The organism is Amycolatopsis sp. DG1A-15b (assembly GCF_030285645.1).
Taxonomy (GTDB): domain Bacteria; phylum Actinomycetota; class Actinomycetes; order Mycobacteriales; family Pseudonocardiaceae; genus Amycolatopsis.
The window spans coordinates 528699-553010 of sequence record NZ_CP127296.1 but is presented as its reverse complement, the minus strand read 5'-3'; the positions used below and the strand labels follow the sequence as shown (position 1 = coordinate 553010).

Annotated in this window: 18 protein-coding genes; 5 read left to right on the top strand and 13 right to left on the bottom strand. The window is 71.3% G+C overall.

The genetic code is table 11. The features are described 5' to 3' along the window. Positions 1 to 87 precede the first annotated feature (87 nt). On the top strand, positions 88 to 768 hold the full coding sequence (locus QRY02_RS02565; protein WP_285993744.1) for an alpha/beta fold hydrolase: 681 nt from the start codon (positions 88 to 90) through the stop codon (positions 766 to 768). 51 nt (positions 769 to 819) lie between these two features. Here QRY02_RS02565 and QRY02_RS02560 read toward each other — a convergent pair whose 3' ends face one another. Both QRY02_RS02560 and dut read right to left on the bottom strand, forming a co-directional pair. Next, a complete protein-coding gene (locus QRY02_RS02560; protein ID WP_285989881.1) occupies positions 820 to 1488 on the bottom strand; it encodes a DUF3710 domain-containing protein in 669 nt (222 codons plus the stop codon). Continuing rightward, positions 1488 to 1991 carry a dUTP diphosphatase gene (gene dut, locus QRY02_RS02555; RefSeq protein ID WP_285989880.1) on the bottom strand — a complete coding sequence of 168 codons (504 nt, stop codon included), beginning with the start codon at positions 1989 to 1991 and terminating at the stop codon, positions 1488 to 1490. The genes QRY02_RS02560 and dut overlap by 1 nt, the downstream gene beginning before the upstream one ends. Positions 1992 to 2015: 24 nt before the next feature. On the opposite strand from dut, the gene QRY02_RS02550 reads away from it, so the two are divergent. Then, on the top strand, positions 2016 to 2498 hold the full coding sequence (locus QRY02_RS02550) for a DUF3093 domain-containing protein (RefSeq protein WP_285989879.1): 483 nt from the start codon (positions 2016 to 2018) through the stop codon (positions 2496 to 2498). A gap of 145 nt (positions 2499 to 2643) precedes the next feature. Here QRY02_RS02550 and QRY02_RS02545 read toward each other — a convergent pair whose 3' ends face one another. Continuing rightward, complete coding sequence (locus tag QRY02_RS02545) at positions 2644 to 2952, bottom strand: DUF4193 domain-containing protein (RefSeq protein ID WP_013224476.1); 309 nt, start codon at positions 2950 to 2952, stop codon at positions 2644 to 2646. 513 nt (positions 2953 to 3465) lie between these two features. Here QRY02_RS02545 and cei point away from each other — a divergent pair. After that, complete coding sequence (gene cei / locus QRY02_RS02540; protein WP_285989878.1) at positions 3466 to 4149, top strand: envelope integrity protein Cei; 684 nt, start codon at positions 3466 to 3468, stop codon at positions 4147 to 4149. Between the two features lie 39 nt (positions 4150 to 4188). Here the strand turns inward: cei and QRY02_RS02535 are convergent, their stop codons facing one another. Continuing rightward, the gene (locus QRY02_RS02535; protein WP_285989877.1) at positions 4189 to 5007 is read right to left on the bottom strand and encodes an inositol monophosphatase family protein; all 819 of its coding nucleotides are present in this window, start codon (positions 5005 to 5007) and stop codon (positions 4189 to 4191) included. Between the two features lie 64 nt (positions 5008 to 5071). On the opposite strand from QRY02_RS02535, the gene ppgK reads away from it, so the two are divergent. Beyond that, the gene (gene ppgK, locus QRY02_RS02530; RefSeq protein ID WP_387052336.1) at positions 5072 to 5839 is read left to right on the top strand and encodes a polyphosphate--glucose phosphotransferase; all 768 of its coding nucleotides are present in this window, start codon (positions 5072 to 5074) and stop codon (positions 5837 to 5839) included. Positions 5840 to 6011: 172 nt separating this feature from the next. Further along, positions 6012 to 7412, top strand: coding sequence for an RNA polymerase sigma factor (locus tag QRY02_RS02525; protein WP_285989876.1), 1401 nt, complete (start codon positions 6012 to 6014; stop codon positions 7410 to 7412). A 64-nt stretch (positions 7413 to 7476) separates the two neighbouring features. On the opposite strand, the gene QRY02_RS02520 is transcribed toward QRY02_RS02525, so the two are convergent. From QRY02_RS02520 to glgX (QRY02_RS02480), 9 genes are all read right to left on the bottom strand, one after another. Next, positions 7477 to 7869 (bottom strand): hypothetical protein, encoded by a 393-nt coding sequence (locus tag QRY02_RS02520; RefSeq protein ID WP_285989875.1) that lies wholly within the window; start codon positions 7867 to 7869, stop codon positions 7477 to 7479. Positions 7870 to 8047: 178 nt separating this feature from the next. Next, positions 8048 to 10255, bottom strand: coding sequence for a 1,4-alpha-glucan branching protein GlgB (gene glgB / locus QRY02_RS02515; RefSeq protein ID WP_285989874.1), 2208 nt, complete (start codon positions 10253 to 10255; stop codon positions 8048 to 8050). Next, the gene (locus QRY02_RS02510) at positions 10252 to 11631 is read right to left on the bottom strand and encodes a maltokinase N-terminal cap-like domain-containing protein (RefSeq protein ID WP_285989873.1); all 1380 of its coding nucleotides are present in this window, start codon (positions 11629 to 11631) and stop codon (positions 10252 to 10254) included. The genes glgB and QRY02_RS02510 overlap by 4 nt, the downstream gene beginning before the upstream one ends. Positions 11632 to 11636: 5 nt before the next feature. Then, positions 11637 to 13445 carry a maltose alpha-D-glucosyltransferase gene (gene treS / locus QRY02_RS02505; RefSeq protein ID WP_285989872.1) on the bottom strand — a complete coding sequence of 603 codons (1809 nt, stop codon included), beginning with the start codon at positions 13443 to 13445 and terminating at the stop codon, positions 11637 to 11639. 38 nt (positions 13446 to 13483) lie between these two features. Beyond that, positions 13484 to 15466, bottom strand: coding sequence for a maltotransferase domain-containing protein (locus QRY02_RS02500; RefSeq protein WP_285989871.1), 1983 nt, complete (start codon positions 15464 to 15466; stop codon positions 13484 to 13486). Positions 15467 to 15857: 391 nt separating this feature from the next. Continuing rightward, positions 15858 to 18005, bottom strand: a complete 2148-nt coding sequence (glgX, locus tag QRY02_RS02495; RefSeq protein ID WP_285989870.1) for a glycogen debranching protein GlgX — start codon at positions 18003 to 18005, stop codon at positions 15858 to 15860. A 171-nt stretch (positions 18006 to 18176) separates the two neighbouring features. Continuing rightward, positions 18177 to 19889: a malto-oligosyltrehalose trehalohydrolase gene (gene treZ, locus QRY02_RS02490; protein ID WP_285989869.1), complete on the bottom strand. Its 1713-nt coding sequence runs from the start codon at positions 19887 to 19889 to the stop codon at positions 18177 to 18179. After that, complete coding sequence (gene treY, locus QRY02_RS02485) at positions 19886 to 22162, bottom strand: malto-oligosyltrehalose synthase (protein WP_285989868.1); 2277 nt, start codon at positions 22160 to 22162, stop codon at positions 19886 to 19888. The genes treZ and treY overlap by 4 nt, the downstream gene beginning before the upstream one ends. Continuing rightward, the gene (gene glgX, locus QRY02_RS02480; RefSeq protein ID WP_285989867.1) at positions 22159 to 24285 is read right to left on the bottom strand and encodes a glycogen debranching protein GlgX; all 2127 of its coding nucleotides are present in this window, start codon (positions 24283 to 24285) and stop codon (positions 22159 to 22161) included. The genes treY and glgX (QRY02_RS02480) overlap by 4 nt, the downstream gene beginning before the upstream one ends. Positions 24286 to 24312 lie beyond the last annotated feature (27 nt).

The following is a 24312-nucleotide window of genomic DNA, read 5'->3' as shown; positions in this document are numbered from 1 at the left end:
CGATTCCAGCGTACTGCGGTCCCCGCCAGGGAAACGCCTTTGCGCAAAGATCGCAACGTGACGTCCGCAATCAGAGTTCCCGCCGCGGTGCTCCTGCCCGGTACCGGCTCGGACGAGGTGTTCGTCCGGGCCGTCTTCGAAGGCCCCCTGCGCGCCCTCGGTGTCCCGCTCATCGCGCCGCCCCCGCCGCCGGGCGCGGCGCTCGCCGAGGGCTACCTGGCGACGCTGGACGCGCTGGCGGACGAACACGGCGAACTCCTCGTCGGCGGCATTTCGTTCGGCGCCCACCTCGCCGCGGAGTGGGCGGTGCGCCACCCGGGCCGTTGCGGGGGCCTGCTGGCCGCGCTCCCGGCCTGGAACGACGTTCCGGGCCAGGCACCCGCATCGCTGGCCGCGACGCTGACGGCGGATCTGGTGGCCGGTTCCGGCGTCGGCGCGGCACTGGCGCAGACCGAGGGCAGCCCGGGCTGGCTGCGGGCGGAGCTGGACCGGGCGTGGCGGCGGCACGGCGACGGGCTGGCGGACAGCCTGCGCGTCGCCGCCGGCCGTCCGGCGCCCTCGCTCGGCGACCTCGCGGCGCTGCCCGTCCCGGCCGGGATCGGCACGTGCACCGACGACCCGGTGCACCCGACGAAAGTCGCGGCGGCGTGGGCGAGCGCGCTCCCCCGCGCGGCCCTCGGCGAGACGACGCTCACGGCGCTGGGCGCGGACCGCGAGGCGCTCGGCAGGGCGACCGTCCTCGCGTTCCTGAAGGCACTGGGTTCCTGAAGCGCCGAAGGCCGCCACCGGCGTCCGGTGGCGGCCTTCGGCGCGACGACGTCAGCCTTGCTGCTGCTGGGCCGCGATGTGCTCGGCGACCGCCTCTGGCAGCGTGATGGTCAGCGGGGTCCGGACCGGCATCGGCGCGTCACCGCGGTCGACGATGGTCCGCCGGACGATCTCGCGCAGCACCTCGACGGCCCCCGCGGCCTCCGACTGCGGCCCGGCGATGACGCCGCGCAGCATCCAGCGGGGCCGGTCGACGCCGACGAAGCGCAGGGCGACGTCGCCGATGATGGCCGAAATCTCCAGGCCCCAGACACCGCGGCCGAGGGTGACCTTGGCGCCGTCGGCCCGCAGCTGGTCGGCCAGTTCGCTGCTGACCTCCCGCCACAGCCCGCCCGAGCGCGGCGCGGCGTACGCGCTGACCGTGATCTGGCCCTGCTCGGTGACGACGTGCACGGCGCGCACGCCACCGGCCTCCGGGTCCATCTCGACCTGAACCTGGGAACCGTCGGGCACCGGCACCTTCACCGAGCCGAGGTCGATCCGCGGGATGCCGTCGTCGTCGAAGTCGGCCACGTCGAACGGGCCGTCGGAGACGTCCGACAGCTCCGGCCCGTCCTCGTCGTCGTACGCCTCGTCCTCGAAAGTGTCGTCGGCCTCGGGCGCGGCGTGCCGTCCGGCGGACTCGCCCTCGGTCCGCCGCTTGCGTCCGAAAATCCCCACTACTTCTCCGTTCCTTCCCCAGCCACGGCGCTCGCGGCGAGCGCGTCTGCTCCCAGTGTGGCGTGTCCGCCCGTGGAGCCGTAGCCTCCGTCGCCCCGTTCGGTGGCGTCGAGCTCGGCGACCTCGACGAATTCGGCGTGTTCGACCCGTTGCACGACCAGCTGGGCGATCCGGTCGCCGCGCGCGAGCTTCACCGGGTGCACCGGGTCGTGGTTGATCAGGCAGACCTTGATCTCCCCGCGGTAGCCCGAGTCGATCGTTCCCGGGGTGTTCACGACCGAGAGGCCGGCCCGGGCCGCCAGGCCGGACCGCGGGTGGACGAACCCCGCGTACCCGGGCGGGAGCGCGATCGCGACGCCGGTGCCGACGACGCCGCGTTCCCCGGGTCCGAGCACGATATCCGAGGTGGTGACGAGATCGGCGCCCGCGTCGCCCGGTCGGGCGTAGGCGGGCAGCGGGACATCCGGGTCGAGCCGGGAGAGGAGTACCTGAACGCTGGACACGGGCGGCGAGATTACTCTCTACCCGTGGGTGAATCAGCGAAGACGGCCGCGAACGCCGCCGTGCGGCACTCCGAACGGCTGTACGTCCCGTGGTGGGGCTGGCCGCTACCGGTGCTGGGAGCGATCCTGCTCGCCGCCGAGATCGACCTCGGGTACCCCGGGATCCGGGCGTGGCTGCCGTACGTGATCGCGCTGCCGGTCGTCGTGGCGCTGCTGCTGTCGCTGGGCCGGTCGAAGGTCCGGATCACCGGCGGTGACGAGCCGGAGCTGTGGGTCGGCGACGCGCACCTGCCGCTGCGCTACGCCGGCGAGGTGGAGATCTTCGACAAGGAAGCCAAGCGCAAGGCCCTGGGGCGCGACGGCGACCCGGCCGCCTACGTGCTGCACCGCGGCTGGGTCGGCCCGGTGGTCAAGGTCCGGCTGACGGACGTGAACGACCCGACGCCGTACTGGCTGTTCAGCACCCGGCACCCCGAACGCGTCGCCGAGCTGCTCAAGGGCGCCTGAACACGCCCCCTCTGGACATGGAAGGGGGCCGGCCTGCCGGCCGGCCCCCTTGTCCCCAGCGCGCTTCGAGCCTTCCCCGGTCTCCCTCGAGGCTCTCCGTCGCGTCTGTTCGTCCCCTGAAACCCTGTCCGAGATCCCCGTGCCGTCAGGCGCAGTCGCGGCAGATCAGGCGTCCGCCGTTGTCCTCGGCCAGCCGGCTGCGGTGGTGCACCAGGAAGCACACGGAGCAGGTGAACTCGTCCGCCTGCTTCGGCACCACCTTCACGGTCATGTCCTCACCGGAAAGCCCGGAAAGGTCGGCACCCGGCAGCTCGAAGTTCTCGGCGGTCGCGTCCTCGTCGACGTCGACGACGCCGGACTGGTTCTCGTTCCGCCGGGCCTTGAGCTCCTCCAACGAGTCTTCGGCCAGCTCGTCGGCTTCGCTGCGGCGCGGAGCGTCGTAGTCGGTAGCCATGTGTCCCTCACCCCTGCGATCAGCTTGTGTAGTCGTTTTCCCGGACTCCCGGATGCGCCCGTGAGTCCGCCGTGCCGCTGGTCAACGTTCCAGGGCCCTCGTTTGTGCCCGACGGCCGAAGTGACCGAGGTCTCTTCTTTTTGCGCCTCTTCCTGCGGCCGGAGCCCGGGAAGGGTAGCTCACCGCTCCGCGGGTTCTGCAACGAGTCAGACATTGCCGGGGAATCGTCACCCGACAGGGGGAACCCGCAGGTAAGACGCGTTGTCGTCCGTTCGGGTTGCGCGGGGGTGGAGAACTTCACGCGCGGCCGGTGTCCGCTTGCCCCGGCCGGCCCCGCCGTGGTGCGATCGCTGCACGGGGATCGGTCCGGCTGGGGCCCGGTACCGCAGGCAAGAGCACGGGAACCCACCGGGTGACCCGGGACCACGTGCGTCGGTCGCAGCGCCTAGGCTGAACGGCCTCGACGGTGCCCGGTACGCACGGTCGTTTCGGTGTTCGGGAAGGGACGGGCAGGTGGCGTCGGGGAACGGCATCGGGGACCGTGGGACGCGGCCGTATCGCAAGCACAAGCCGCTGCCGGCGCTGATCGTCATCGGCGTGCTCGCCGTGGGCGCGATCGTCGTCTGGGTGCACGCCGCGATCGGCAAGGGCGACGTCGACGAGGCCGTCAAGTGCGACCCGCCGGCCAGCCCGCCACCGGGCGTGACGTTCAGCAGCCTGCCCCACAACGCGCTCGACGACCGCGCCCCCATCCCGCCGGACAAGGTCGCCTACCGGGTCCTCAACGCCTCGGGCAGCCGCGGCCAGGGTGGCATCACCACCACGGCGCTGCGCGAGCTCGGCTTCACCGGCGCCGCCGACCCGGCCAACGACCCGGCGTACGAGAACCGCGAGGCCAAGTGCCGCGGTCAGATCCGCTTCGGCGAAAACGGCGTCACCGCGGCCCGGACGCTCAGCCTCGTCGTGCCGTGCGCCGAGCTGGTCCAGGACAACCGCAAGGACGCGAGCGTCGACGTGGTCACGGGCACGCTGTTCGGCGACCTCCGGCCCAACGCCGAAGCCCGCCGGATCATCACCCAGCTCGCCGACTGGTCGAAGGCCCACCAGGGCGGCGGCGGCAACGAGCAGTCCGCGGGCGCGCCGGCCCCGGTCGTCGACCAGACGCTGCTGGCCTCGGCCCGCGACGCGGCCTGCTGACCCTGCGCCGTCCCGGCCGTCCGGCCGGCGGGGACCCGCTCAGACCTCCGCCGCGCCGCAGTCCGCCAGCACCTTCCGCAGCGGGTCCGCGATCGACGGGGCCGCCGCGTACGTCGCGTCCGCGCCCAGCTCCGGTGCCGCGCCCGGGACGGACACCTGCGCGCCCGCCTCCGCCGCGATCAGCGCCCCCGCCGCCCAGTCCCAGCGGTTGAGCCCGTGCTCGACGTAGGCGTCCAGCCAGCCCGCCGCCACCGCGCACAGGTCCAGCGACGCCGCGCCGTTGCGGCGGATGTCCCGCACCCGCCCCAGCAGCTCCGCCGCGAACCGCGACTGCCGCGTCCGCCGCTCCCGCGAATACGCGAAACCGGTTCCGACCAGCGTCACTTCCAGGCTCGACGGCGCCGACACCGCCAGCCGCCGCCCGTCCAGGAACGCGCCCTGCCCGCGGGCCGCCGACCAGACGCGGCCGCTCGCCGGCTCGGCCACCGCTCCGGCCACCGACACGCCGCCGACCTGCGCGGCCACCGACACCGCGAACCACGGCAGCCCGTAGAGGAAGTTGACCGTCCCGTCGATCGGGTCGACCACCCACGTCACGCCGTCGCCCGCGGCGCCGCCGCCTTCCTCGCCCAGCACCGGCTCCCCCGGGCGCAGTTCGGCCAGCCGCGCGCGCACCAGGCGTTCGGACTCGTGGTCCACCGCGGTCACCACGTCGGTGGCCCCGGACTTGGTGCCCACGGCCACCGCCCGGCCCGCCGCCATGCCTTCCCAGGCCTCGCGGACCAGGGCGGCGGCTTCCGTCGCGACCTGCACCGCGACGCTTTTCAGCAACGACTCGTCAACTCCCACGTCCGACATGTCACCACATCCGGTTAAAGTCTCCGAGGCAGGCTTCTGAATCGTGCGAGAAGGGACCACGTCCGTGGTGGAGGCGACCCGCCGAGGTTTCGGCATCGACATCGGCGGCAGCGGGATCAAGGGCGCCTTGGTCGACCTGGACAAGGGACAGCTCATCGGCGACCGCATCCGGATCGAGACGCCGAAGCCGTCCACGCCGTCGGCGGTGGCGGACGTCGTGCACGACATCGTCACGCAGGCGGGCTGGGACGGCCCGGTCGGCGTGACGCTGCCGGCGGTCGTCAAGAAGGGCGTCGCGCACACCGCGGCCAACATCGACAAGCAGTGGATCGGCACCGACGCCGACGCGCTGTTCGCCAAGCGGCTCGGCCGGAGCGTCGACCAGGTCGCGATGCTGAACGACGCCGACGCGGCGGGCATGGCGGAGATCCGCTTCGGCGACCCGGTCGCGCGCACGGGCGTGACGGCGCTGCTCACCTTCGGCACCGGCATCGGCAGCGCGGTCTTCCAGGACGGCAAGCTCGTCCCCAACACCGAATTCGGCCACCTCGAGATCGACGGCCACGACGCCGAGAAGCGCGCGGCCGCTTCGGTGAAGGACAACGAGGGGCTCTCCTACCCCGAATGGGCCAAGCGCGTGCACCGTTACCTGACCGTGCTGGAGAACCTGATCTGGCCCGACCTGTTCATCGTCGGCGGCGGGGTCAGCAAGAAGGCCGAGAAATGGGTGCCGCTGCTGGACATCCGCACTCCGGTGCTGGTGGCGAGCCTGCAGAACAACGCCGGGATCGTCGGCGCCGCGGCCGCCGCGGCGGAGGGCATCCAGCACTGATTCGGCTCTGAGGGTGATCGCTTCGCACCGCATGCGCGTACCGTCGTTACAATGGAACACGGCCCACGGCTGCGGAGGTCAAAACCGCAGGCCGAGGCGTGATCCCCGAATGTGAGGCAGCAATGGCCCCAGGCCGTTGCTCGTCGTGATCGACCGCTGCGAAAGGGCGTAAGTGGCAGCCGCAAGAACCGCAACCCGAGGCGGGACGAAGACAGCGACCGCAGCCGGCGAGCCGGCCGAAGAGGCAGCCACCGGGACGGCGAAGCCGGCGGCCCGCAAGACCACCACCGCCAAGAAGGCTCCGGCCAAGAAGGCTCCGGCGAAGAAGGCCGTGACCAAGGGCGCCAAGACCGAAGACGGCGAGCCGGACGGCCCCGAAGTCCTCGAGGACGACGAACTGGGCACGCCCGACCTGTCGGACCTGGAAGAGGTCGAGGTCGACGTCGTCGACGAGACGGTCGCCGACGAGCCGGACGCCGACTCGGCCGACGACGACGATGACGACGAGGAGTCCGACGAGGAGACCCCGGCGCAGCGCCGTCGCGGTGTCGCGGCGGACAAGGCCGCGGCCAAGAGCGACAACCCGGACTTCGTGTGGGACGAGGAGGAGTCCGAGGCGCTGCGCCAGGCGCGCAAGGACGCCGAGCTCACCGCGTCCGCCGACTCCGTGCGTGCCTACCTCAAGCAGATCGGCAAGGTCGCGCTGCTGAACGCCGAGGAGGAGGTGGAGCTGGCCAAGCGGATCGAGGCCGGGCTCTACGCCGCCGAGCGCGTGCGCACCGCCGAGGAGGAGGGCGAGAAGCTCGTCACCCAGATGCGCCGCGATCTCAAGTGGATCGTGCGTGACGGCGAGCGCGCCAAGAACCACCTGCTCGAGGCGAACCTCCGGCTCGTGGTCTCGCTGGCCAAGCGCTACACCGGCCGCGGCATGGCGTTCCTGGACCTGATCCAGGAGGGCAACCTCGGCCTGATCCGCGCGGTGGAGAAGTTCGACTACACCAAGGGCTACAAGTTCTCGACGTACGCCACGTGGTGGATCCGCCAGGCGATCACCCGCGCGATGGCCGACCAGGCGCGCACCATCCGCATCCCGGTGCACATGGTCGAGGTCATCAACAAGCTGGGCCGCATCCAGCGCGAACTGCTCCAGGACCTCGGCCGCGAGCCGACCCCGGAAGAGCTCGCGAAGGAAATGGACATCTCCCCGGAGAAGGTCCTGGAGATCCAGCAGTACGCGCGTGAGCCGATCTCGCTCGACCAGACGATCGGCGACGAGGGCGACAGCCAGCTCGGCGACTTCATCGAGGACTCCGAAGCGGTCGTCGCGGTCGACGCGGTGTCGTTCACGCTGCTGCAGGACCAGCTCCAGTCGGTGCTGCAGACGCTGTCCGAGCGCGAGGCGGGCGTGGTCCGGCTGCGCTTCGGCCTCACGGACGGCCAGCCGCGCACGCTCGACGAGATCGGCCAGGTGTACGGGGTGACCCGTGAGCGCATCCGGCAGATCGAGTCGAAGACGATGTCGAAGCTGCGTCACCCGTCGCGGTCCCAGGTCCTGCGGGACTACCTGGACTGAGTCTTCTCACGGGACAACGGAAACCCCGCCACCGGCTCCGGTGGCGGGGTTTTCCCGTTGCGGCTCAGGGCACGGCCAGCCCGCGCTCCCGCAGCGACTGCTCGACGCGCAGCCGTTCGATCTCGCGGTCCATCCCCTCGGGCAGCTCCCCGAGCCGGTGCGGGACGCCGACCTGGCGGCACGCCTGGGTGAGGAGCTCGTCGTACGCCTGCCGCGTCCCGAACCGCCGGGCCGCCGGGGTCCCGGACGGGTAGTCCACGAGCAGCCGGTGCACCCGCCGCAGGTCCGCGGCGACGCGTTCGATCGGCGGCCCCTGCGGTTGCGGCTTCGCGCGCTTCGCCCGGAGCCAGCCGACCAGCTTGGGGACGCGCAGCGCGCACCAGAACAGCACCGTGGGAGCGATGCACACCACGGCGAAGAGGATCAGGTTCGCCAGGACGCCGCCGGAGCCGCCCATCCCCCGATGGTAAGCCCGCCGGGCCGCCCCGGCAGAGAGCTTTTCGCGTGATTGAATGGTCAGCACACGTGATTGGAGAGTCGACTCGCGTGATCAGGGGGTCGACACGGTGCCGGTCATTGTGTCGACCCTTCAATCACGCGTGTCGACCTCCTGATCACGCGTGTCGACCCTGGGATCACGGGAGTTCGGGGGTCTCCGGCGTCTCCTCGGCCAGCCAGAGGACGCCGGCCGGGGGGAGCTGGAGGACCGCGGAGGCCGGCTGGCCGTGCCACGGGTCCTCCGTCGCCTCCACCGTGCCCAGGTTGCCGACCCCGGAGCCGCCGTACGCCTCGGCGTCGGTGTTGACGACCTCCCGCCAGCGACCCGCCGCCGGCAGTCCCACCCGGTAGTCGTGGTGCGGGACGCCCGCGAAGTTGGCCACGCAGGCCAGCCGCGAGCCGTCGGCACCGATGCGGAGGAAGCTCAGCACGTTGCCGCTCGAGTCGTTCGCGTCGATCCAGCGGAAGCCGTCCGGCGAGGTGTCCTGGCTGTACAACGCCGGCGACGACCGGTACACCGTGTTCAGCGACCGCAGCAGCTCCCACACCCCGAGGTGCAGCGGCTCGTCCAGCAGGTGCCAGTCCAGCGACTTCGACTCCGACCACTCCCCCGGCTGGCCGAACTCGCCGCCCATGAACAGCAGCTGCTTGCCCGGGTGCGCCCACATGAACGCCAGCAGCGAGCGCAGGCCGGCCGCCTTGTTCCAGGCGTCGCCCGGCATCCGGCCCCACAGGGATCCCTTGCCGTGCACCACTTCGTCGTGCGACAGCGGCAGCACGAAGTTCTCGCTCCACGCGTACACGAGCGAGAACGTCATCTCGTTGTGGTGGTAGGCGCGGTGGATCGGCTCGTGCGAGAGGTACCGGAGCGTGTCGTGCATCCAGCCCATGTTCCACTTGAAGCCGAACCCGAGGCCGCCGAGGTGCGTCGGGCGCGTGACGCCCGGCCAGGCCGTCGACTCCTCCGCCACCATCACGATACCCGGGTGTCGCTTGTAGACAGTCGCGTTCAGCTCCTGCAGGAACCGCACCGCGTCCAGGTTCTCGCGGCCGCCGTACTGGTTGGGCAGCCACTCCCCTTCCTTGCGGGAGTAGTCGAGGTAGAGCATCGACGCCACCGCGTCGACGCGCAGGCCGTCGAGGTGGAACTCCTCGATCCAGTACAGCGCGTTGGCGACCAGGAAGTTGCGGACCTCGTTGCGGCCGAAGTCGAACACGAGCGTGCCCCAGTCGGGCTGCTCGCCGCGGCGCGGGTCCGCGTGCTCGTAGAGCGCGGTGCCGTCGAACTTCGCCAGCGCCCAGCTGTCCTTCGGGAAGTGCGCGGGCACCCAGTCCACGAGCACGCCGATCCCCCGCTGGTGCAGGCGGTCGACGAAGTAGCGGAAGTCGTCCGGCGAGCCGAAGCGGGACGTCGGCGCGTAGTACGACGTCACCTGGTAGCCCCACGAGCCACCGAACGGGTGCTCCGACACCGGCAGCAGCTCCACGTGCGTGAAACCGGTTTCGACGAGGTAGTCGCCCAGCTGGTCGGCCAGCTCCCGGTAGTCAAGGCCCGGCCGCCACGAACCGAGGTGGACCTCGTAGACGCTCATCGGCGCCGCGGCCCACTGGGTCGCCTCCCGCTTCGCGACCCACTCGTCGTCTTCCCACAGGTACGTCGAGCTGGTCACGACCGAGGCCGTCGCCGGCGGCTGCTCCGTGCCGAACGCCATCGGGTCGGCCTTTTCGTGCCAGTTGCCGTCGGCACCCAGGATCCGGAACTTGTAGCAGGTGCCCACACCGACGCCGGGCACGAACAGCTCCCAGACCCCGGACGAGCCGAGCGAGCGCATCGGGTGCCCGCGCCCGTCCCAGCCGTTGAAGTCGCCGATCACGCGGATGCCGCGCGCGTTCGGCGCCCAGACCGCGAACGACGTCCCCTCGACGACGCCGTTCGACGTCTCGTAGGACCGGACGTGCGCGCCCAGCGCCTCCCAGAGCCGCTCGTGGCGGCCCTCGCCGATCAGGTGCCGGTCCAGCTCGCCCACCGTGGGCAGCCAGCGGTACGGGTCGTCGGAAGTGGCGGTGTGCCCGTCGTACTCGACTTCCAGCCGGTAGTCGCCGGGGTGTTCGGGCACGGCGACGGCGAACAGCGCGTCGATCACCGGTTCCATCGGGTACTTCTGCCCGCCCGCGCACAGCGTGACGGCTTTCGCGCCGGGCAGCAGCGCCCGGGCCGCGAAGCCCTTGCCCACCGCGTGCACGCCCAGCACCGAGTGCGGGTCGTGGTGGGAACCGGCGAGCAGCCGGTCGATGTCCGCGGCCGGCGGGGCCGCGGCCGGGAGGCCTTCGGGAGCCGCGTTCACGGTGTCGTCCCTCCGCTAGTGATCCGGGCGATCGAGGCGAGCGGCACACCCAGCCAGTCCGGCCGGTTCGCGTGCTCGTAACCCACTTCGTAGACCGCCTTGTCCAGTTCGAAGGCGCGCAGCAGCTCGCCCTGCTCCCGAGGGTCCGCCGCGATCGCGGCGTAGCCCTCGCAGAACGCCGCCCGGTTGCGCTCCGACCACTCGTGGGCGCGCTCGGCCAGCACCGGCTCGTCCGGCTGGCCGACCAGCATCTGCTGGGCCGCGTAGTCGAACGACCTCAGCATGCCCGCGACGTCGCGCAACGGCGACCTCAGCGCGTGGCGTTCCTCGACCGGGGCCGCGGGCTCGCCCTCGAAGTCGATCAGCAGCCAGCCGCCGACGGTCCGCAGCACCTGCCCGAGGTGCAGGTCGCCGTGGATGTACTGCATGGTCACCGAGCCCGCGGGCAGCGTGCGCAGCCCCTCGAACGCCGCCCGCAGCTTCGGGGCGTGCGCGGCCAGCTCGGGTACCCGCCCGGCGATCGTGTCGAGCCGGGCGAGCATCGCTTTCGTCGAGCGCTCGAGCTCGTCGGCGTCGACCGGCTCGGTGCCGAGCGCCTCGGCGAGGTCCGCGTGCACCTCGGCGACGGCGCGCCCGAGCCGCTCGGCCTCGCCGGCGAAGTCGCCGCCGACCTCCTCGGGATGCAGTTCGGGTGCGGCCATCAGGTCGCGGACGCTGGTGGTGGCCATCGCCCAGCCGTCGACCGCGTCCGACACGAACTGCTGGAGCATGCCGACCGTGGTCGGCTCGCCGTCCAGGTCGCCGGTGATCGACCCGAGCACCGGTGCGATGTGCTTGCTGCCGACGCCCTGCAGCGCGCGGTGCAGCAGCAGGTCCTTGTTCTTGCCCGGCGTCAGCTTCCGGAACAGCTTGAGGATGTACTGCCCGCCGTAGACCAGGGACGTGTTGCTCTGCTCCGACGTGATCGGCCGGGCGCGCAGGCCGGTCTCCAGCTCCACGCCGGGCTCGTGCTCGAAGACCAGCGAACCGACCTGCTCCTCGCGGGCCATCAGGTCCAGCAGCACGCCGGTGACGTCCAGGTCGCCGGACGCCTCGTAGGCGTTGAGGTCGCCGACGGCGCCGATCCAGCTGGTCGAGGCGATCTCCGGCGGGTGCGTCCGCCGGCCCACCAGCAGCTGGTAGGGCTCGCGCCGGTCGTCCTGGACGACCTCGACGACGGCGTGCAGCAGCTGCGGATCACCGGAAACCAGCTCGGTCACGCCGAGCGGCCGGACGCCGGTCACCGGCCGGTCCTTGCCGGCGAACCACCGCTGTTCGGGCAGCCAGCGCTTCAGGTCCTCGGTCAGGTCGTCGACCAGCTCGCGCGGGTCGGACAAGGGACTCACCTCGCTTCGCCTTCGTCTCCCGGGCTCGTCAGCTGGAACCAGTAGAAGCCGTGCCCGGGCAGCGTCAGCAGGTACGACAGGTCCCCGATGCTGGGGAACCGCACGCCGCCGGTGAGCTCCACCGGCGTGCACCCGCGGTGCGCGGACAGGTCCAGCTCCACCGGCTGCGGGAACCGGGACAGGTTGTTCACACAGAGCACGACGTCTTCGCCGCCGTCCGGGCGCCGCCACTGGCGCTTGTAGGCCAGCACGCTGGGGTTGGACCCGCCGAGGTCGACGAACTCGCCTTCGGCGAACGCGTGGTGCTGTTTGCGCACCTCGATCATCCGCCGGGTCCAGTTCAGCAGCGAGGCTTCGTTGTTCGACTGCGCCTCGACGTTCAGGCCTTGGTAGCCGTACACCGGGTCCATGATCACCGGCAGGTAGATCCGGCCGGGGTCGCAGGAGGAGAACCCGGCGTTGCGGTCCGGGGTCCACTGCATGGGGGTGCGCACCGCGTCGCGGTCACCGAGCCAGATGTTGTCTCCCATGCCGATCTCGTCACCGTAGTACAGAACGGGCGAACCGGGGAGGGACAGCAGCATCGCGGTGAACAGCTCCTGCTGGTTGCGGTCGTTGTCCAGCAGCGGGGCCAGCCTCCGGCGGATGCCGATGTTGGCCTTCATCCGCGGGTCCTTGGCGTACTCTGCGTACATGTAGTCGCGCTCGTCGTCGGTGACCATCTCGAGGGTCAGCTCGTCGTGGTTGCGCAGGAAGATGCCCCACTGGCTGCCGCTGGGGATCTCCGGGGTCTGGGCCATGATCTCCGAGATCGGGAAGCGGGACTCGCGCCGCACCGCCATGAAGATCCGCGGCATCAGCGGGAAGTGGAACGCCATGTGGCACTCGTCGCCGCCGACGGCCGGGTCGCCGAAGTACTCGACGACGTCCGAGGGCCACTGGTTCGCCTCGGCCAGCAGGATCCGGCCGGGGTACTCGTCGTCGACGACCTTGCGGCAGCGCTTGAGGAACTCGTGCGTGCGCGGCAGGTTCTCGCAGTTGGTGCCCTCCTGCTCGAACAGGTACGGCACGGCGTCCAGGCGGAACCCGTCGATGCCCAGGTCCAGCCAGAACCGCAGGGTGTCGATCATCGCGTTCTGGACGTCGACGTTCTCGAAGTTCAGGTCGGGCTGGTGGGAGAAGAACCGGTGCCAGTAGAACTGGCCGCGCACCGGGTCGTAGGTCCAGTTCGACGTCTCGGTGTCGACGAAGATGATCCGCGCGTCGGCGTAGCGGGAGTCGTCGTCGCTCCACACGTAGTAGTCGCCGTACGGGCCGTCGGGGTCGCTGCGGGACTGCTGGAACCACGGGTGCGCGTCCGAGGTGTGGTTGAGCACCAGGTCGGTGATCACCCGGATGCCCCGGCGGTGTGCCTCGTTGAGCAGGAAGACGAAGTCCTCGACGCTGCCGAACTCCGGCAGCACCGCGCGGAAGTCGCTGATGTCGTACCCGCCGTCGCGCAGCGGCGAGGCGTAGAACGGCGGCAGCCACAGGCAGTCGATGCCGAGCCACGCCAGGTAGTCCAGTCTCCCGGCCAGCCCGCGCAGGTCGCCGGTGCCGTCGCCGTTGGAGTCGGCGAACGCGCGCACCAGCACTTCGTAGAACACCGCGCCCTTGAACCACTCCGGGTTGCTCGGCGCCTGCTGCGCCGACCGGAAGTCCCCGGCCTGCGGTTCGACCAGCATGCCGTCGGCGGTCATCGCCTCACCGGTGTGCGGCACACCTTCCAGCCCCAACGCCGCGTCGGGCCGGGCTTCTTCCGCCATGTGTTGCACCTCGTCCCTCGAGTCCCTGTCCTTCCACCTCAGCCGGCCAGCCGGCGTCTCACCGAAACCACGTGTGCCACCGCCCGCCAGGGTTCGAGCCGGACGTAGTTGGCCGGCCCCCAGTCCCAGGTGTCGCCGGTGACCGCGTCGTGGGCGATCAGCCGTTCGTGCGCTTCGAAGCCGAGCGCCGCGGTGTCGAGCCACAACGTGCCCTCCTGCGGCCCGTACGGGTCGAGGGTGACGACGGTGACCACGGTGTCGCCGGTGGCCGGGTCCTGTTTGGAGTAGGCCAGCAGCGCGTCGTTGTCGATGTGGTGGAAGTGCAGGGTGCGCATCTGCTGCAGCGCCGGGTGCGCGCGGCGGACGGCGTTCAGCTTCGCCAGCCACGGCTCCAGCGAACGCCCTTCGTCGAGCGCGCGCTCGAAGTCGCGCGGGCGCAGCTGGTACTTCTCGGAGTCGAGGTACTCCTCGCTGCCTTCGCGGACCGGGACGTGCTCGAACAGCTCGTAGCCGGAGTAGACCCCCCACGTCGGCGAGATCGTCGCCGCCAGCGCGGCCCGCAGCGCGAACATGCCGGGGCCGCCGCGCTGCAGCGACTCGTGGAGGATGTCCGGGGTGTTGACGAACAGGTTCGGCCGGCCCTCGTTCCAGTGTTCGCGCAGGTCGATGGCGAAGTCGATCAGCTCCTGCTTGCCGGTGCGCCAGGTGAAGTAGGTGTAGCTCTGGGTGAAGCCGAGCCGGGCCAGGCCCCACAGGCGCGCCGGGCGGGTGAACGCCTCGGCCAGGAACAGCACGTCCGGGTGGGCGTCCTTGACCGACTGGATCAGCCAGGCCCAGAAGTCCGGCGGCTTGGTGTGCGGGTTGTCGACCCGGAAGATCTTCACCCCGTGGTCGATCCAGACGGTGATGACCCGCAGCATCTCCTCGTAGACGGCCTTGGGGTCGTTGTCGAAGTTGATGGGGTAGATGTCCTGGTACTTCTTCGGCGGGTTCTCCGCGTACGCGATCGAGCCGTCCGGGCGGGTCGTGAAGAACTCGGGGTGCTTGAGCACCCACGGGTGGTCGGGCGCGGCCTGCAGCGCGAAGTCGAGCGCCACCTCCATGCCGAGTTCTTCCGCGCGGGCCACGAAGGCGTCGAAGTCGTCGAAGGTGCCGAGGTCGGGGTGGATGGCGTCGTGGCCGCCCTCGTCGGCACCGATCGCCCACGGCGAACCGACGTCTTCCGGCTTGGCGTCGAGGGTGTTGTTGGGTCCCTTGCGGTTGACTCGCCCGATCGGGTGAACCGGCGGGAGGTAGACGACGTCGAAGCCCATTTTCGCGACGCGGTCGAGCGCGGTCGCGGCGGTGGCGAAGGTGCCGTGCACCGGCTTGCCCTCGGCGTCGAGGCCGCCGGTCGAGCGGGGGAACAGCTCGTACCAGGAGCCGTACGCGGCGCGGCGGCGGTCCACCCACACCTTGTGCGGCTTGCCCTTGGTGATCAGCTCCCGCACCGGGAACTCGTGCATGACCTGGCGGACCTCGGGCGAGAGCGCGGGACCGACGCGTTCGGCGAGACTGCGCTCCTCGTCGCGCAGGGCCTTCACCGCGCCGATCAGCAGCGCCTTCTCCCCCCGGCGGTCCGGGCGGCGGGAGACGCGCTCGATCAGCCGGGCGCCGTTCTCGATGTCGTTGGCCAGGTCCTCGGGCCCCTGCCCGGCGGCGACCTTCACCTCGACGTTGTGCTCCCACGTCGACCACGGGTCGCCCCACGCGTCGATCCGGAACGTCCAGAGACCGGTGGTGTCCGGGGCGATCACCGCGGCGAACTCGTCCGGGTGGTCGGGACCGCGCGGCACCATCCGCGTCTGGCGCGTGAGCCGGTCGTCCGGGCCGCGCCACGCGACCGTGGCCGCGACCGCGTCATGGCCCTCGCGCCAGACGGTCGCGAAGACCGGGATGTGTTCCCCCACAACGGCTTTGGCCGGATACCGGCCACAGCTCACGCTGGGGGAGACGTCGTCGATGCCGAGCCGGCCGGTCATGGGCAACGCCCTTCGATATGTCGGTTGGACGCAGACGGCGACAGTCTGCCTGACTCGATCAAGCGTCCACACGGCAGGGTTCTCTATCCCTGTACCCAAACTGGATCAGGTGAAACGCTTCCCGCGCAACGAGTTCCGCGCGCGTGTCCGGCAGGTTACGACCGGACGCCGCCGCGGCCGCCTGCCCGCCCGGACGACACGGGAACCCGAACGGCCGAAACCCGTACCCCAAGGGACGACTCGCGTACCCCAGTGGACGACACGCGTACGCCGATGGACGACACGACGCCGGGCTCGCCCCTCGCCGTGTCGTCCGGCTGGGTACGCGTGTCGTCCGGCTGGGTACGCGTGTCGTCCGGCTGGGTACGCGAGTCGTCCGGCTGGGTGCGGGTCAGTAGGGCTCGGGGTGGGGTTCGGCGGCCAGGCGGGGGGCGCGGAGCAGGAGGAGGGAGCGGGACTGGAGCGTCAGCCGGCTCTTGGCTTCGAGCGGGCCCGGGTTCGCCGGGCTGCCGTCCGCGGTGCTCGTGTCGAGGGTCGGCTTGAACGTCTCGCCGTACTCGCGCCCGGGCAGGACGACCTCGCCCGGCGCGTCGCCCGCGTGCAGCCACAGCAGCCACGAGTGGTCGGGCACCAGCGCGCCCTCGCGGTTGCGGGCCTGGCTGTTCGAGCCGTCGATCCACATGCCGAGCGTGTGGCGGTCCTCGAACCAGTCGCTTTCGCCGAACTCCTCGCCGTCCGGGCGGAACCAGACCAGGTCCGGCTTGCCGGTCGGCGTCGTCCGGCCTTCGAAGAACTCCGGCTGCCGCAGCGCCGGGCTGTTCGCGCGCAGCCGCACGACCCGGCGGGCGAACGCGAGCATGGCCTCGGCCTCGGGGTCGTCCGGTGTCCAGTCGAACCACGACGTCTCGTCGTCGAGGCAGTACGCGTTGTTGTTGCCGTGCTGGGTCCGCCAGAACTCGTCGCCCATGGTGAGCATCGGGGTGCCGGTGGACAGCAGCAGCGTGGCGAACATGTTGCGCGCCTGCCGGGTCCGCAGGTCCCGGATCGCCGGGTCCGCCGCGCCGCCCTCGGCGCCGTGGTTCCACGAGCGGTTGTCGTTGGTGCCGTCGCGGTTGTCCTCGCCGTTGGCCTCGTTGTGCTTTTCGTTGTAGGACACCAGGTCCCGCAACGTGAAGCCGTCGTGCGCGGTGACGAAGTTGATCGACTGCCACGGCCGCCGGAGGTTGTGGTCGTACAGGTCCGACGAACCGGACAGCCGGTAGGCGAGGTCGCGGACGCCGGTCGCGCCGCGCCAGAAGTCACGCACGGTGTCGCGGTAGCGGCCGTTCCACTCCGCCCACTGGGCGCCGAAGCCGCCGACGCGGTAGCCCTCGCCGGTCGCGTCCCACGGCTCGGCGATCAGCTTGCAGCGCGAGAGCACCGGGTCGGTGGTGATCGCGGTGAGCAGCGTCGACGCCGGGTCGAACGCGCCGCCCCGCGGCCGCCCGAGCGTGCTGGCGAGGTCGAACCGGAAGCCGTCGACGCCCATCTCCTGCGTCCAGTACCGCAGCGAGTCGGTGACCAGCCGGACCACCGTCGGCGAGCCGGCTTCGAGCGTGTTGCCGCAGCCGGTGATGTCGGCCATGTGACCGCGCTCGGTGTGCAGGTAGTACACCGGCGCGTTCAGCCCGCGGAAGCTCAGCGTCGGCCCGTCCGGCCCGCCCTCGCAGGTGTGGTTGAACACGACGTCGAGGATCACTTCGATGCCGGCCGCGTGCAGGGCGGCCACCATCAGCCGGAACTCCTCGGCCTCGTGGCCCGGTTCGCTGGCGTAGGCGGCGTGCGGGGCGAAGAAGCCGAGCGGCGAGTAGCCCCAGTAGTTGTGCCGCCCGGCGCGGACCAGCGACGGCTCGTCGAGGAACGAGTGCACCGGCAGCAGCTCCACCGACGTGACGCCGAGCCGGGTCAGGTACTCGATCGCGACCGGGTGGGCCAGGCCGAGGTAGGTGCCGCGCAGCGCCTCCGGGATGAACGGGTGCTGCTGCGTGAACCCCTTGACGTGCAGCTCGTAGACCACCGCCTCCTCGAACGGGACCTCCGGCTTCGTCCCGGTGTCCGGGCCGCCCGGCGAGGTGACCACCGACAGCGGCACGCTGCCCAGCGAATCCACAGTGGACATCGGCCCGCGCTCCGGGTCGCCGGTGAAGCCCTGGGCGGCGCGCAGGTCGGTGAGGCCGCCGGTGATCTGCCGGGCGTACGGGTCGAGCAGCAGCTTGTGCGGGTTGCACCGCAGGCCGCGGGCCGGGTCGTACGGGCCGTGGACCCGGTAGCCGTAGCGCTGCCCCGGCGTCACCCCGGGCACCAGGCCGTGCCAGACGCCGAAGGTGCGCTCGGTCAGCGCGATCCGGCGTTCCGACCCGTCGGCGTCGATCAGGCACAGCTCGACGGCGTCCGCGACGGCGGACGTGATCGCGAACCGCACCCCGCCGGCCTCGGGGTGGGCTCCGAGCGGAAAGGGGCGACCGGCGAGGACGTGGTCGGCGGAGGGTCGTGTGGCCATTCCTGAATCGTCCCAGATCGGAGGCGGTCCGTGCGCGCCATGACAGAGGAGTTACTGCGTCGAACGGTACCAATCCGACCACAGTCACGGCCGGATGGCTTCGCGACAACGGTTACGTACCGCGACGGGCGGCCTACTTTTGGCCGGATCGGTACCGGGAGGCAACCGCCGTCAGGGTGTCGTTCCGGCGATCACGAAGGTGTCCGGGGGCAGGTGGGCGGCCCCACCGTCCACCGTGGCCTCTCCCCAGGTGAGCAGCGACACGGTCGCCCCGAGCGGCAGCGTCACCGGGCCGGGGCCGAAGTTGACGGCCAGCCGCAGGCCGCCGCGGTGCAGCACGAGCCAGGACCCGTCCGGGGCGGAGTCGACGCGCAGGTCCGCGACCCACGGGTCGGCCAGCTCGGGCCGCTCCCGGCGCAGCCGGATCAACGCCCGGTACAGCTCCAGCATCTCCCGGTGACCGGGACGCTCCGGCTCGGCCCAGTCCAGCCGCGAGCGTTCGACGGTGGCCGGGTCCATGGGGTCCGGCACGTCCGATTCGCCCCAGCCGTGCCGGGAGAACTCGCGACGGCGGCCCGTGCGGACGGCCTCGGCCAGCTCCGGGTCCGGGAAGGACGCGAAGAACTGCCACGGCGTGCTCGCCGCCCACTCCTCCCCCATGAACACCATCGGCGTGTACGGCGAGCAGAACAGGATCGCCGCGCCGCAGGCCAGCCGGCCCGGGGCGACCGTCGCGGACAGCCGGTCGCCGGTCGCGCGGTTGCCGATCTGGTCGTGGTTCTGCAGGTACCCGAGGAAGCGGTGGCCGGGCACGGTCCGCGTGTCGACCGGGCGCCCGTGGGTCCGCTCCCGGAAGGACGACCACGTGCCCGCGTGGAAGAACACCTCGCGCAGCACCCGCTCGAGCGCGTCCGGCGCGGCGAAGTCCGTGTAGTACCCCGTCGTCTCGCCGGTCAGCTTGACGTGCAGGACGTGGTGCAGGTCGTCCGACCACTGGGCGTGCAGGCCGTAGCCGCCGCGCTCGCGGGGCGTGACCAGCCGCGGGTCGTTGAGGTCGGATTCGGCGATCAGGGTCAGCGGCCGGTTCAGCGCCGCCGACAGCGCGTCGACCTCGGTGGCGAGCTGTTCGAGCAGGTGGACGGCCCGCCGGTCGAGCAACGCGTGCACGGCGTCCAGGCGCAGCGCGTCGATGTGGAAGTCGCGCAGCCAGCTCAGCGCGTTGTCGATCACGTACCGGCGGACCTCGTCGGAGCCGGGGCCGTCGAGGTTGAGGCCGGGGCCCCAGTCGTTCTGCCCGGCGAAGTACGGCCCGAACTTGTCGAGGTAGGCGCCGGACGGGCCGAGGTGGTTGTAGACGACGTCGAGCACGACGGCCAGGCCGCGCGCGTGGGCCGCGTCGACGAATCGCTTGAGCCCGTCCGGGCCCCCGTAGGGCTCGTGGACCGCGCCCCAGAGGACACCGTCGTAGCCCCAGCCGGCGGTGCCGTCGAAGGCGTTGACCGGCAGCAGCTCGACGTGCGTGATCCCGAGGTCGACGAGGTGGTCGAGCCGCTCGATGGCCGCGTCGAAGGTGCCGCCCCCGGTGAAGGTGCCGACGTGCAGTTCGTAGAGGACGGCGCCGGGCAGCTGGCGCCCGGTCCAGGCGTCGTCGGTCCAGGCGAACTCGCCGTGGTCGTAGACGCGCGACTCCGCGTGGACGCCGTGCGGCTGCCACCGCGACCGGGGGTCGGGCAGCGGCTTCTCGTCGTCGAGCAGGAAGGCGTAGTTGATGCCTTCGGCCTCGGCGTGCCACCAGCCGCCGTCGCCCGCGGTCATCTCGTGCACACCGGCGTCGACGCTCACCCGGACCCGGCGGGCCGAAGGGGCCCACACGCTGAACTTCATGCCTCTCCTCGCACCAGCAACGCGACGGGGTACCGCTCGAACAGGGTGGCCAGGTCGCCGGTGACCTCCCGGCCGGTCAGGACGTCGGTCCAGACGCCGGCGGGCAGCGGGAGGACCGTGTCGCGCCAGCCGCCGTCGGCCTCGAGGCCAACGGGCAGCCGGGTCACCGCCACGGCGAGGTCGGGGCTGCGCGTGTAGGCCAGGCAGTGGGCCGCCGCGGCGCCTTCGGCCCGCAGCGGCCGGTAGCCGCGGAACAGCGCCGGGTGCTCGCGGCGCAGCCGCAGTGCCTTGTGGACGACCAGGAGCTTCGCCGCGCCGGAAGCGTCGATCTCCGGCAGCTCGCCGTCGGCGATCCGGGCCAGCAGCTCGCGGCGCGCGGGGTAGTCGACCGGACGGCGGTTGTCCGGGTCGACCAGCGAGAAGTCCCACAGCTCGGTGCCCTGGTAGACGTCCGGGACGCCGGGCGCGGTCAGCTGGACGAGCTTCTGGCCGAGCGAGTTCGCGTAACCCGGCCCCTCGATGCGCTTCACGAACGCCTCGACGTCCGCCGCGAGCTCCGCGTCGTTCACGACGTCTTCGGGCCACGCGGCGACGTCGGCCTCGAAGGCCTCGTCGTGGTCGGTCCAGCTGGTCCGGAGCTTGGCTTCCTTGGCCGCCTTGTCGAGGTAGTCCCGCAGCCGGGCCGGCTCGATCGGCCAGGTCGACACCAGCGTCTGCCAGGCGAGCAGGTTGAGCGAAGGCTCGTCGATCCCGCGCCGGGCGGTCCACCGCCGGACGGCCTGGGCGAACTCGCCGGGGACTTCGGCGAGCACCGCCATCCGGGCGCGGGTGTCCTCGGAGCGCTTCGTGTCGTGCGTGGTCAGCGTCGTCATCGCCGCCGGGTAGCCGGCCTCGCGCTCGGCGGCCAGCCGGTGGAACTCCTCGACGCCGAGGCCGAACCGGTCCGGGTTGCCGCCGACCTCGTTGAGCGCGGCGAAGCGCGTGTAGCGGTAGAAGGTCGTGTCCTCGGTGCCCTTCGCCACGACCATGCCGGACGTCTGCTGGAGCCGGGTGGCCAGCTCACTGCCGGGGTTCTTGCGCACGACGGCGTCGAGCATCGTCAGCGGCTCGGCGAGGTCGGGCCGGGCGCGGCGGGCTCCGTCGATCGCGGCCGCCCAGTGCGCCGCCCCCTCCGGGAGGTAGGAGCGGTAGACGGGGAAGGCGATCATGGTCTCGGCCACCGCCTGCCGCGCCGCTTCGGGATCGACCTGGGGCAGCAGCGCCGCGATCCGCCGGACCTCGGCGACCAGGATGCGGTCGGTGACCAGGCGCCGGGCCTCGGCCTCGACGCGGTGGTAGCCGGTCTTCACGCCCAGCTCGTTCGCCAGCGCGGTGAAGTCGGGCTCGCCCGCCGGGTCGATGAAGACGCCGGCGATCTCGCGCAGCGCGTCGTAGCCGGTGGTGCCGTCGACCGGCCAGCTCTGCGGCAGCGGCTCGCCCGGGTGCAGGATCTTCTCGGCCACGATCCACGCGTCCGGCGCGTTCTCCCGCAGCCGCCGGAAGTAGCCGCCCGGGTCGGCGAGGCCGTCCGGGTGGTCGACGCGCAGGCCGGTGACGTCGCCGTCGGCGACCCAGCGCAGCACCTCGCCGTGCGTCTCGGCGAACACCTTCGGGTCTTCGACGCGGACCGCGGCCAACGTCGTGATGTCGAAGAACCGGCGGTAGTTCAGCTCGGCGTTGCCACGGCGCCAGCCGATCAGGCGGTAGTGCTGGCGCTCGTGGATCTCCTGCGGCGTCCCGGTGTCCGTGCCGGGGGCGATCGGGAATCGGTGGTCGTAGTAGACCAGCTCGTCGCCCTCGACCGAGAGTTCCCCGACCGCGTCGTCGTCGCCGAGGACCGGCAGCAGGAGCGGGCCGCGGTCCCAGTCGATGTCGAAGAAGGACGCGTACTCGGACCCGCGGCCGTGCTTCAGCACGTCCCACCACCAGCGGTTCGCCTTCGGCACCTCGACCGACATGTGGTTCGGCACGATGTCGACCACCAGGCCCAGTCCCAGCTCCTTCAGCAGCGCGGCGAGCTCCTGGCGCGCCCCCTCGCCGCCGAGCGCGGGCCGCGCGTGCGTCGGGTCGACGACGTCGTAGCCGTGCGTCGAGCCCGGCGCCGCGTCCAGCACCGGCGACGCGTACAGCGCGCCGATGCCGAGGTCGCGCAGGTAGCCGGCGATGCCGGCCGCGTCGGCGAAGGTGAACTCCGGGCGCAGCTGCACCCGGTAGGTCGACTCCGGCACCGTCATTCGGCTTCCGTCTCCGTCCGTTGCAGCACGATCAGGGACCGGGCGGGGAGGGTGAGCCGGCCGCCGCCTTCGATCGGCTTCGCGTCGGCGGGCTCCACCTCCCCGGTCGCGGTGTCGACCACGACGGTCCAGCTCTCCCCGTAGCCGTTGCCCGGGAGCGTGGCGTCGATGTCCTCGTAGTGGGCGTTGAAGGCGAGCAGGAACGAGTCGTCCTCGACCTTCATCCCGCGCTGGTCGAGGTCGGGAATGGCCTGGCCGTTGAGGAAGACGACGACCGCCTTGCCGAAGCCGTCGTCCCAGTTCTGTTCGGTCATCTCCTCGCCGGCCGGGGTGAACCAGGCGATGTCGCCGAGCTTGTCGCCCTTGCCGACCGGGCCGCCCTGGAAGAAGCGGCGGCGGCGGAAGACCGGGTGCCGGTGCCGGAGCGCACCCAGCCCGCCGGTGAACTTCACCAGGTCCGCGTTCTCCTTGGCCAGTTCCCAGTCCATCCAGGACAGCTCGGAGTCCTGGCAGTAGACGTTGTTGTTGCCCTGCTGGGTGCGGCCGAACTCGTCGCCGTGCAGGATCATCGGGATGCCCTGCGACAGCATCAGCGTGGCCAGCATGTTCCGCTGCTGACGGGCGCGCAGGTCGAGGACCTCGGGGTCGTCGGTCTCGCCCTCGACGCCGCAGTTCCACGACCGGTTGTCGTCGGCGCCGTCGCGGCCGTCCTCGCCGTTGGCCTCGTTGTGCTTTTCGTTGTAGGACACCAGGTCCCGCAGCGTGAAGCCGTCGTGCGCGGTGACGAAGTTGATCGACGCGAACGGGCGGCGGCCGTCGTCCTGGTAGAGGTCCGACGAGCCGGTGATCCGGGAGGCGAACTCGCCCAGCGTGGAGGGCTCGCCGCGCCAGAAGTCGCGGACGGTGTCGCGGAACTGCCCGTTCCACTCCGTCCACAGGGGCGGGAAGTTGCCGACCTGGTAGCCACCGGGGCCGACGTCCCACGGTTCGGCGATCAGCTTCACCTGGCTGACGATCGGGTCCTGCTGCACCAGGTCGAAGAACGTCGACAGCCGGTCGACGTCGTAGAACTCGCGCGCCAGCGCCGAGGCGAGGTCGAACCGGAAGCCGTCGACGTGCATCTCCGTCACCCAGTACCGCAGCGAGTCCATGATCAGCTGCAGGGTGTGCGGGTTGCGCACGTTCAGCGAGTTCCCGGTGCCGGTGTAGTCCATGTAGTACTCGGGCTCCCCCTCGACCAGCCGGTAGTAGGCCTCGTTGTCGATGCCGCGCATCGACAGGGTCGGCCCGAGGTGGTTGCCCTCGGCGGTGTGGTTGTAAACCACGTCGAGGATCACTTCGATGCCCGCCTCGTGGAAGGCCTTGACCATGCCCTTGAACTCCTGGACCTGACCGCCCTCGCCGGGCATCGCCGAGTAGGAGTCGTGCGGCGCGAAGTACCCGATCGTGTTGTAGCCCCAGTAGTTCGTCAGGCCCTTCCCGTCGAGGCCGTGGTCGGTGACGAACTGGTGCACCGGCAGCAGTTCGACGGCGGTCACGCCGAGTTTCTGCAGGTGCTCGACGACGGCGGGGTGCGCGAGGCCGGCGTACGTGCCCCGCAGTGCTTCGGGCACGAACGGGTGATGCACGGTCATGCCCTTGACGTGGGCCTCGTAGATGACCGTCTCGTTGTACGGCCGCTTCGGCTGCCGGTCGTTGCCCCAGTCGAAGAACGGGTTCGCCACCAGCGAATACGGCACGCGGCCGGCGCTGTCGTCGTCGTTGCGCTCGTCCGGGTTGTCGAACTGGTAGCCGAACAGCGACTCGTCCCACTTCACGCCGTGCGAGACGGCTTTCGCGTACGGGTCGATGAGCAGCTTGTTCGGGTTGCAGCGCAGCCCGCGTTTCGGGTCGTACGGGCCGTGCACGCGGAACCCGTAGCGCTGCCCGGGGCCGACGTTGAGCAGGTAGCCGTGGTGGACGAAGCCGTCCACCTCTTCGAGCGCGTACCGCGTCTCCTTGCCCTCGGCGTCGAACAGGCACAGTTCGACGCGCTCGGCCACCTCGGAGAACAGGGCGAAGTTCGTCCCGACTCCGTCGTAGGTGGCGCCGAGCGGGTAGGGCGTTCCGGGCCAGGGCCGCACTGGGTTTCTCCTCGAGCTTGGGTCGTG

Excerpts from the sequence above, each read along its gene's own strand:
- QRY02_RS02500 (WP_285989871.1), bottom strand. The coding sequence starts at position 15,466 with ATGACCGGCCGGCTCGGCATCGACGACGTCTCCCCCAGCGTGAGCTGT.
- QRY02_RS02520 (WP_285989875.1), bottom strand. The coding sequence starts at position 7,869 with ATGGGCGGCTCCGGCGGCGTCCTGGCGAACCTGATCCTCTTCGCCGTG.
- QRY02_RS02545 (WP_013224476.1), bottom strand. The coding sequence starts at position 2,952 with ATGGCTACCGACTACGACGCTCCGCGCCGCAGCGAAGCCGACGAGCTG.
- treZ (WP_285989869.1), bottom strand. The coding sequence starts at position 19,889 with ATGAAGTTCAGCGTGTGGGCCCCTTCGGCCCGCCGGGTCCGGGTGAGC.
- QRY02_RS02535 (WP_285989877.1), bottom strand. The coding sequence starts at position 5,007 with ATGTCGGACGTGGGAGTTGACGAGTCGTTGCTGAAAAGCGTCGCGGTG.
- glgX (WP_285989870.1), bottom strand. The coding sequence starts at position 18,005 with ATGGCCACACGACCCTCCGCCGACCACGTCCTCGCCGGTCGCCCCTTT.
- treS (WP_285989872.1), bottom strand. The coding sequence starts at position 13,445 with ATGGCGGAAGAAGCCCGGCCCGACGCGGCGTTGGGGCTGGAAGGTGTG.
- treY (WP_285989868.1), bottom strand. The coding sequence starts at position 22,162 with ATGACGGTGCCGGAGTCGACCTACCGGGTGCAGCTGCGCCCGGAGTTC.